Source organism: Actinomadura sp. NPDC048032, assembly GCF_040653175.1.
Classification (GTDB): domain Bacteria; phylum Actinomycetota; class Actinomycetes; order Streptosporangiales; family Streptosporangiaceae; genus Spirillospora; species Spirillospora verrucosospora.
The window spans coordinates 1-8,752 of the sequence record NZ_JBEZJP010000362.1 but is presented as its reverse complement, the minus strand read 5'-3'; the positions used below and the strand labels follow the sequence as shown (position 1 = coordinate 8,752).

At 72.6% G+C, this 8,752-nt stretch carries 8 protein-coding genes; 7 read left to right on the top strand and 1 reads right to left on the bottom strand.

Annotated elements, in window-relative coordinates; translation table 11 throughout:
• The 3 genes from uvrA to AB0C69_RS32760 form a co-directional block, all read left to right on the top strand.
• Positions 1 to 1,303 (top strand): excinuclease ABC subunit UvrA (uvrA, locus tag AB0C69_RS32770; RefSeq protein WP_360358810.1); only part of this gene is annotated, 1,303 nt, incomplete at its 5' end.
• Between the two features lie 55 nt (positions 1,304 to 1,358).
• Positions 1,359 to 1,799, top strand: coding sequence for a Rieske (2Fe-2S) protein (locus AB0C69_RS32765; protein ID WP_345184313.1), 441 nt, complete (start codon positions 1,359 to 1,361; stop codon positions 1,797 to 1,799).
• Positions 1,800 to 1,893: 94 nt separating this feature from the next.
• Positions 1,894 to 2,376: a Rieske (2Fe-2S) protein gene (locus tag AB0C69_RS32760; RefSeq protein WP_360358809.1), complete on the top strand. Its 483-nt coding sequence runs from the start codon at positions 1,894 to 1,896 to the stop codon at positions 2,374 to 2,376.
• Here the strand turns inward: AB0C69_RS32760 and AB0C69_RS32755 are convergent.
• Entirely contained in the window at positions 2,363 to 3,532 is a 1,170-nt protein-coding gene (locus AB0C69_RS32755) for a mechanosensitive ion channel domain-containing protein (RefSeq protein ID WP_360358808.1), read from the bottom strand. The two genes, AB0C69_RS32760 and AB0C69_RS32755, sit on opposite strands and share 14 nt — an antisense overlap.
• A 168-nt stretch (positions 3,533 to 3,700) precedes the next feature.
• Here AB0C69_RS32755 and uvrC point away from each other — a divergent pair, with 168 nt between their 5' ends.
• From uvrC to whiA, 4 genes are all read left to right on the top strand, one after another.
• The gene (gene uvrC, locus AB0C69_RS32750; protein ID WP_345184320.1) at positions 3,701 to 5,689 is read left to right on the top strand and encodes an excinuclease ABC subunit UvrC; all 1,989 of its coding nucleotides are present in this window, start codon (positions 3,701 to 3,703) and stop codon (positions 5,687 to 5,689) included.
• Entirely contained in the window at positions 5,686 to 6,564 is an 879-nt protein-coding gene (gene rapZ, locus AB0C69_RS32745; protein ID WP_345184323.1) for an RNase adapter RapZ, read from the top strand. The genes uvrC and rapZ overlap by 4 nt, the downstream gene beginning before the upstream one ends.
• 52 nt (positions 6,565 to 6,616) lie before the next feature.
• Positions 6,617 to 7,585: a uridine diphosphate-N-acetylglucosamine-binding protein YvcK gene (yvcK, locus tag AB0C69_RS32740; protein WP_345184325.1), complete on the top strand. Its 969-nt coding sequence runs from the start codon at positions 6,617 to 6,619 to the stop codon at positions 7,583 to 7,585.
• Positions 7,586 to 7,646: 61 nt separating this feature from the next.
• Positions 7,647 to 8,627, top strand: a complete 981-nt coding sequence (gene whiA / locus AB0C69_RS32735; RefSeq protein ID WP_179835305.1) for a DNA-binding protein WhiA — start codon at positions 7,647 to 7,649, stop codon at positions 8,625 to 8,627.
• Positions 8,628 to 8,752: the final 125 nt, after the last annotated feature.

The window sequence follows — 8,752 nt, the reverse complement described above, 5'->3', positions numbered from 1 at the left end:
GGCATCTCGGCTCCCATTCCTGACACGGGGTGGCCTGCACCAGCGCGACAACCACCGGCTGCTGGAGACGCTGCTCCGGCTGCGCGACATGGGCAACACCCTGATCGTCGTCGAGCACGACGAGGACACCATCGCCGCCGCCGACTGGATCGTCGACATCGGCCCGCGCGCGGGCGAGCACGGCGGCGAGATCGTCGTCTCCGGCACGGTCGAGGACCTGAAGAAGTCCGAGCGCTCCCTCACCGGCGCCTACCTGGACGGCCGCCGCGAGATCGCCGTCCCGCAGATCCGGCGGCCCCGCACCCGGGGCCGCGAGGTCACCGTCAAGGGCGCGCAGCAGAACAACCTGCGCGACGTCGACGTCGCGTTCCCGCTCGGCGTCCTCACCGCGGTCACCGGTGTGTCGGGGTCCGGCAAGTCGACGCTGGTCAACGACATCCTCTACAACTCGCTGGCGAAGAAGCTGAACGGCGCGAAGACCGTCCCCGGCAAGCACAAGCGCGTCAACGGCGTCGACCAGCTCGACAAGGTCGTGCACGTCGACCAGTCGCCGATCGGCCGCACCCCGCGGTCCAACCCCGCGACCTACACCGGCGTGTTCGACCACATCCGCAAGCTGTTCGCGCAGACCACCGAGGCGAAGGTGCGCGGCTACCAGCCCGGGCGGTTCTCCTTCAACGTCAAGGGCGGCCGCTGCGAGAACTGCTCCGGCGACGGCACCATCAAGATCGAGATGAACTTCCTGCCGGACGTCTACGTCCCGTGCGAGGTGTGCCACGGCGCCCGCTACAACCGGGAGACCCTGGAGGTCCACTACAAGGGCAAGACGATCTCCGAGGTGCTCGACATGCCGATCGAGCAGGCCACGGAGTTCTTCGAGCCGATCACGGCGATCCACCGGCACCTGAAGACGCTGAACGACGTCGGCCTCGGCTACGTCCGGCTCGGCCAGCCCGCCCCGACCCTGTCGGGCGGCGAGGCGCAGCGCGTCAAGCTGGCCTCCGAGCTGCAGAAGCGCTCCACCGGCCGCACCATCTACGTGCTCGACGAGCCGACCACCGGCCTGCACTTCGAGGACATCCGCAAGCTCCTCGGCGTGCTGAACGGCCTGGTCGACAAGGGCAACACGGTCCTGGTCATCGAGCACAACCTCGACGTCATCAAGACCGCCGACTGGATCATCGACATGGGCCCCGAGGGCGGCTCGCGGGGCGGCACGGTCGTCGCGACCGGCACCCCCGAGGAGGTCGCCGAGGTCGAGGCCAGCCACACCGGCCAGTTCCTCAAGAAGCTCCTCGCCTGAGTGCCCGGAGGCGGGCCGGTGCGGGACGGGTGAGGCCGTCCACCAGGATGGAGCCATGGAAGACGAAGTGACGCCCGGGGCCGCCGAGGCCGCCGGGAGCGGGGGAGTCGGCCGGCGTGCGGTGCTGTGCGGGACGGGGGCGCTCGGCGCCGCGGCCCTCGCGGGCTGCGCGTCCGGGGGCGGGGCCACGCCCGCCGCGGACCTCAAGGGCAAGCAGGTCGCGAAGGCCGCCGACATCCCGGTCGGCGGCGGCAAGGTCTACGGCGACGAGAAGGTCGTGGTGACCCAGCCGAGCCAGGGCGCCTACAAGGCGTTCACGGCGGTGTGCACCCATCAGGGCTGCACGGTCGGCGGGGTCTCGAACGGGCTGATCAAGTGCCACTGCCACGGCAGCGAGTTCAGGATCGCCGACGGCTCGGTGCAGCGCGGTCCGGCGAAGGAGCCCCTCAAGGAGTACCCCGTGCGGGTCGAGGGCGGCGGCATCGTCGTCACCTGATCATCGAGTCGGGCCCGCGTTGAACCGGCGCGCTCGCGGATCCGTGATTCCCGGTGACGGCCAGGAACCGACAGAGGTCACCGGAGGGGCGAGGATGCCACACAGGTCCGAGACGCAGGCGGACGGAACGGAGCTCGCGCCGGGGGAGGGCGCGCCGGGGGACGGCGCCGCGGGCGGCACCCGCAGGGGGCTGCTCATCGGCGCCGGACTCGCGGGCGTGGCCGGGCTGGCGGCGGCGTGCGGCGGGTCGGGCGACGACGGGGGCGGAGCCGGCTCCGAGGGCGGGCCGGGCGCGGCTCTGGCCTCGGTGGGCGAGATCCCCGTCGGCGGCGGCAAGGTGTTCGAGGACGCCAAGGTCGTCGTCTGCCAGCCCCGCCAGGGCGAGTTCACGGCGTTCTCCGCGACCTGCACCCACCGGGGGTGCGGCGTCGGATCGGTGTCCGGGGGCACGATCAACTGCCACTGCCACGGCAGCAAATTCAAGATCACGGATGGGTCGGTGGCGAGCCCGCCCGCCGACGAGCCCCTGGCGGCGAAGAAGGTCACCGTCCAGGGCGGAAAGATCATGCTCGCCTGAGCGACTTCGCGCGCGCCGGGCCGTCCTCGCGGGGGACGGCCCGCGCGCCGTCGGCGTGCCGCCCCTCCGCCACCTCCTCCTCGGTGGCCGGGGGCGGGTCGCCGGCCCCCGCCTCGGCGCCGTCCGCGACCGGCTCGGGGCCGATGCGGAGCCGGGGGAGGGCCTCCGGGTGGCGGTCGCGGATGTAGGAGACCAGGTGCTCGCGCACGTCGCAGCGCAGGTCCCAGGTGCTCGCCGAGTCGGCGGCGCTCATCAGCGCGCGCACCGTGACGAGGCCGCTCGGCAGCACGTCCACCACCTGCAGCATCCACTCCCGCTGGTCCCACAGCGGGTTGTCCTTCAGCGCCGAGTACAGCTCGGCGCGCAGGTCCTCGACCGGGACCGTCCAGTCCACGTGCAGCTCGACCGAGCCCAGCAGACGGCTGGAGTGCCGCGTCCAGTTCTCGAACGGCTGCTCGGTGAAGTGCGAGACCGGGAAGATCATGCGCCGGTCGTCCCAGAGCTGCAGGACGACGTAGGACAGCGTCAGCTCCTCGACCCGGCCCCAGATGCCCTGCGTGACGACGACGTCGTCCAGCCGCAGCGCGTCGCTGAACGCCAGCTGCAGCCCGGCGAGCAGGTTGCCGAGGGTGGGCCGGGCCGCGATGCCGACCACCAGGCCGGCGACGCCCGCCGAGGCCAGCACCCCCGCCCCGACCGCCCGCACGGCGGGGAAGGTGAACAGCGCCGCTCCGACGGCGAGCACCACGATGATGACGGCGGCGATGCGGCGCAGCAGCAGCATCTGGGTGCGGGCCCGCCGCGCCCGCCGGTTGCGCTCGCCCTCGATCCGCATCAGCCGCGTCAGCGGCGGGTCGCTCAGCGCGTACCCGATCCGCAGCACCAGCCACGTGGAGGCGCCGATCGCCGCGATCCGCATCGCGTGCCGGACCACGTCCTCGGCGTGCCCGCCGATGAACTGGTACGGCATCGCGGTGCTGGAGCTCACCACCACCGCGAACGCGAAGGCGGGCGCGGTGCAGCGCCGGGCGACCCGTCCGGCGCCGGGCCAGCGGTGCGACAGCCGGCCCGCGACGAGCCGGCGGCCCCCCTCCACGACGATCACGGACGTGCCGACGACGGCGGCCAGGACGATCCAAGCCCAGAGCGCGGACACGTGCGCAACGACCCCCTTCCGGATCCGCGGAACCGTTTGACCCTCCCTTTCCGCATGGTTTGCGAACATCCGGGCGGAGGGGAGAGATCTACGTCACCCTCCGGATCGGCGGGGGCCTCCGGCCGCGCGGGGCACGGCGTGTCGGTGCCGCCCATTAGGCTTTCGAGCGTGGCAGATCCGGCGACCTACCGACCCGCACCCGGCTCCATCCCGGAATCCCCGGGGGTGTACCGGTTCCGCGACGAGCACGGCCGGGTCATCTACGTGGGCAAGGCCAAGAACCTGCGCTCGCGGCTGAACTCCTACTTCGCCGACTTCTCCGCCCTGCACCCCCGCACCCAGACGATGGTGCAGACCGCCGCGCGCGTCGACTGGACAGTGGTCGGCACCGAGGTCGAGGCCCTCCAGCTGGAGTACTCCTGGATCAAGGAGTTCGACCCCCGGTTCAACGTCCGCTACCGCGACGACAAGTCCTATCCCTATCTCGCCGTCACCCTGAACGAGGACTTCCCGAGGGTGATGGTGATGCGGGGCGCCAAACGCAAGGGCGTGCGCTACTTCGGGCCGTACTCCCACGCGTGGGCGATCCGGGAGACGGTCGACCAGCTGCTGCGCGTGTTCCCCGTCCGCACGTGCAGCGCCGGCGTGTTCAAGCGGCAGCACCAGCTCGACCGCCCCTGCCTGCTCGGCTACATCGGCAAGTGCTCGGCGCCGTGCGTCGGCCGCGTCTCGCCGGAGGAGCACCGGCTGCTCGCCGAGGACTTCTGCGACTTCATGGCGGGCAACACCACCCGGTTCATCAAGCGCCTCGAACGCGATATGCGCGAGGCCGCCGCGTCCCAGGAGTACGAGCGCGCCGCCCGGCTCCGCGACGACATCCGCGCCCTGGAGCGCGCCCTGGAGAAGCAGGCGGTCGTGCTGCCCGACCGCACCGACTGCGACATGGTCGCCTTCGCCGAGGACGAGCTGGAGGCGGCCGTCCAGGTGTTCTACGTGCGCGGCGGCCGCATCCGCGGGCAGCGCGGCTGGGTCGTCGACAAGGTCGAGGACGTCACCACCGCCGACCTGGTCGAGCACTTCCTCATCCAGATCTACGGCGAGAGCGAGTCGGTGCCCCGCGAGGTCTTCGTCCCGGCCCTGCCGCCGGAGGTGGAGGCCATGACCGAGCTGCTGTCGGAGCAGCGCGGCGGGCCCGTCCGGCTGCGCGTCCCGCAGCGCGGCGACAAGCGGACCCTGCTGGAGACGGTCGCGCGCAACGCCCACGAGGCGCTCAAGCAGCACAAGACCCGCCGCGCCTCCGACCTCACCACCCGCAGCCGCGCGCTGCAGGAGCTCCAGGAAGCCTTGGAGCTCGACGACGCGCCCCTGCGGATCGAGTGCTACGACGTGTCCAACCTGCAGGGCACCGACGTGGTCGCGTCCATGGTCGTGTTCGAGGACGGCCTCGCCCGCAAGAGCGAGTACCGCCGGTTCACGATCAAGGCCGTGCAGGGGCAGGACGACGTCCGCTCCATCCACGAGGTCATCACCCGACGGTTCAGGCGCTACCTGGCCGAGAGCGAGAAGACCGGCGAGCTCGACTCCCTCGGCGACCCGGAGGAGGGCGCGCACCAGCCGATCGACCCGGAGACCGGGAGGCCGCGCAAGTTCGCCTACCCGCCCAACCTGGTCCTCGTCGACGGCGGCCCCCCGCAGGTCGCGGCCGCGCAGCGCGCCCTCGACGAGCTCGGCGTCGACGACATCGCGGTGTGCGGGATCGCCAAGCGGCTGGAGGAGCTCTGGCTTCCCGGCGAGAGCGACCCGGTGATCCTGCCGCGCAACAGCGAGGGCATGTTCCTCGTCCAGCGGGTCCGCGACGAGGCGCACCGGTTCGCCATCACCTTCCACCGGCAGCGGCGGTCCAGGTCCATGACGGTCAGCGAACTCGATAACGTTCCTGGTCTGGGTCCGGCGCGCCGCGCGGCGCTGCTGAAGCACTTCGGGTCGCTGAAGCGGCTGAAGGACGCGACGCCCGCGCAGGTCGCCGAGGTCCCGGGAATCGGCATGCGCAGCGCCGAGAGCATCGTGGCGGCGCTGCACGGCGGCGCCGCGCCGCCGGACGGCGGGGGCGAGGGACCCGGCGGGGACGACGGGGAGCACAGGGGGAGTAGCGGATGACCAGCGAGACCAAGATCCCGGACATCGTGATCGTCACCGGCATGTCCGGGGCGGGCCGCAGCACCGCGGCCAAGTCGCTCGAGGACCTCGACTGGTTCGTGGTCGACAACCTGCCGCCCGGGCTGCTGGCCACGATGGCCGACCTCGGCGGCCGGGTGAAGGACGCGGTGCCGCGCATCGCCGTCGTCGTGGACGTCCGCAGCCGCGCGTTCACCGACGACCTGCACTCCTCGATCGCCGAGCTGGAGGCCCGCGGCGTCCACCCGCGCGTGGTGTTCCTGGAGGCCGGCGACGCCGACCTCGTGCGCCGGTTCGAGAGCGTCCGCCGCCCCCACCCGCTGCAGGGCGACGGCCGCCTGGTGGACGGCATCGCCCGCGAGCGCGACCTGGTCCGCGAGGTCCGCGCCGAGGCCGACCTGGTGATCGACACCAGCGGCCTCAACGTGCACGAGCTGCGCAACAAGATCATCGGCTTCTTCGGCACGGACAGCGGCGAGTCCAGCCTGCGCGCCACCGTCGTCTCGTTCGGCTACAAGTACGGCCTGCCGGTCGACGCCGACCTCGTCGTCGACTGCCGGTTCCTGCCGAACCCGCACTGGGTGCCGGAGCTGCGGCCGAAGACGGGCCGCGACGCCGCCGTCCGCGACTACGTCCTCGGGCAGCGCGGCGCCAAGGAGTTCCTGGACGCCTACGCCGAGGTGCTGCGGCTCCTCGCCGACGGGTATGAACGCGAGGGCAAGCACTACGTGACGCTTGCCGTGGGATGTACCGGTGGAAAACACCGTAGTGTTGCCATGGCGGAACAGATCGCCGCCCGGCTGCGGGACGAGGGCATCGAGGTGCAGGTCGCCCATCGTGACCTCGGCCGCGAATGACGGACCGCGCCGGGACCCGGCGGGAGTCCCGGACGAGGAGAGAAACGGCACGGTGAAGCCCCTCGGCCCGAAGGTCGTCGCGCTCGGCGGGGGCCACGGCCTCTACGCGTCGCTGTCGGCGCTGCGCCGCGTCACCGACCGGCTGACCGCGATCGTCACCGTCGCCGACGACGGCGGTTCCAGCGGCCGGCTGCGCCGCGAGCTCGGCGTGCTGCCGCCCGGCGACCTGCGGATGGCGCTCGCCGCCCTCTGCGGCGACGACGAGTGGGGCCAGACCTGGCGGGACGTCGTCCAGCACCGCTTCCGCAACGAGGGCGACCTGCAGGGCCACGCCGTCGGCAACCTGCTCATCGTCGCGCTGTGGGAGCTGCTCGGCGGCGACGGCGCCTCACCGGGTTCCACCGTCGCCGGGCTCGACTGGGTCGGCCGGCTGCTCGGCGCGCACGGCCGCGTGCTGCCGATGGCGGCCGTCCCGATGGACATCGTCGCCGAGGTGCGCGGCGCCGACCCCGCGAGGCCCGACGAGATCACCCATGTCAAGGGCCAGGTGGCGTGCGCCAGGACGCCCGGCAGCGTGCTCGGCGTGTCGCTGGTGCCGGCCGATCCGCCCGCCTGCCCCGAGACCCTCGCCGCCGTCGACGACGCCGACTGGATCGTGTTCGGCCCCGGCTCGTGGTTCACCAGCGTCCTGCCGCACCTGAAGGTGCCCGCGCTGGCCCGCGCCCTCACCACCTCCCGCGCCCGCCGCGTCGTCGCGCTGAACCTCGCGCAGCAGCCCGGCGAGACCGACGACTTCTCGCCGCAGACCCACCTGGAGGTGCTGCAGGCGCACGCGCCCGACCTGCGCGTGGACGTCGTCCTCGCCGACCGCGGGGTCGTGGACGACCCTGACGCTCTCGACAAGGCCGTCAAGGACCTCGGCGGACGTCTCGTGCTGGCCGACGTCGCCGCCGACGACGGATCGCCGCGTCATGAACCCGCCCGTCTGGCCCAAGCCTTCGTACAGATATTCACCGAGTGACGACCGGCGCGGCCGGGATCGGCCACACTGCTGGAAGTCCGATAGGGGGAGGGTTCATCAGATGGCGATGACCGGTGTGGTCAAGGACGAGCTGAGCAGGCTCACGGTGCTGAAGCCGTGCTGCCGCAAGGCCGAGGTCTCGACGCTGCTGCGGTTCGCGGGCGGCCTGCACCTGGTCAGCGGCCGCATCGTGATCGAGGCCGAGATCGACACCGGTGTGGCGGCGAGGAGGCTGATCAAGGACATCTCGGAGGTGTTCGGGCACACCTCCGAGGTCGTCGTGCTCGCCCCGAGCGGCCTGCGCAAGGGCAACCGCTACGTCGTGCGCGTCTTCCGCGACGGCGAGTCGCTCGCCCGGCAGACCGGCCTCATCGACAACAACGGCCGGCCCGTCCGCGGACTGCCCCGGCACGTCGTCGCCGGCGCCGCCTGCGACGCCGAGTCGGCCTGGCGCGGCGCGTTCCTCGCGCACGGCTCCCTCACCGAACCCGGCCGCTCCATGTCGCTGGAGGTGACCTGCCCCGGCCCCGAGGCCGCCCTCGCCCTCGTCGGCGCCGCCCGCCGCCTGAAGATCCACGCCAAGGCCCGCGAGGTCCGCGGCGTCGACCGCGTCGTCGTCCGCGACGGCGACGCGATCAGCGCCCTGCTCACCCGGCTCGGCGCCCATGACAGCGTCCTGGCCTGGGAGGAGCGCCGGATGCGCCGCGAGGTCCGCGCCACCGCCAACCGCCTCGCCAACTTCGACGACGCCAACCTGCGCCGCTCCGCCCGCGCCGCCGTCGCCGCCGGCGCCCGCGTCGCCCGCGCCCTGGAGATCCTCGGCGACGACGCCCCCGAGCACCTCGTCAACGCCGGGCGCCTCCGCCTGGAGCACAAGCAGGCCTCCCTGGAGGAGCTCGGCCAGCTCGCCGACCCGCCCCTCACCAAGGACGCCATCGCCGGCCGGATCCGCCGCCTCCTCGCCATGGCCGACAAGCGCGCTGGCGACCAGGGCATCCCCGGCACCGAGGCCAACCTCACCGCCGACATGCTCGCGCAGTGATTCCCAGGGGGGCGACCCCCTGGAACCCCCGTTGCGAGCCGGGCGATCCTCACGCCACGGTGCTGGTTTCCGTGCCCGTGCGGGTTGCCCACGCCACGGTCAGGTCGCCTTCGAGGACCCCGACC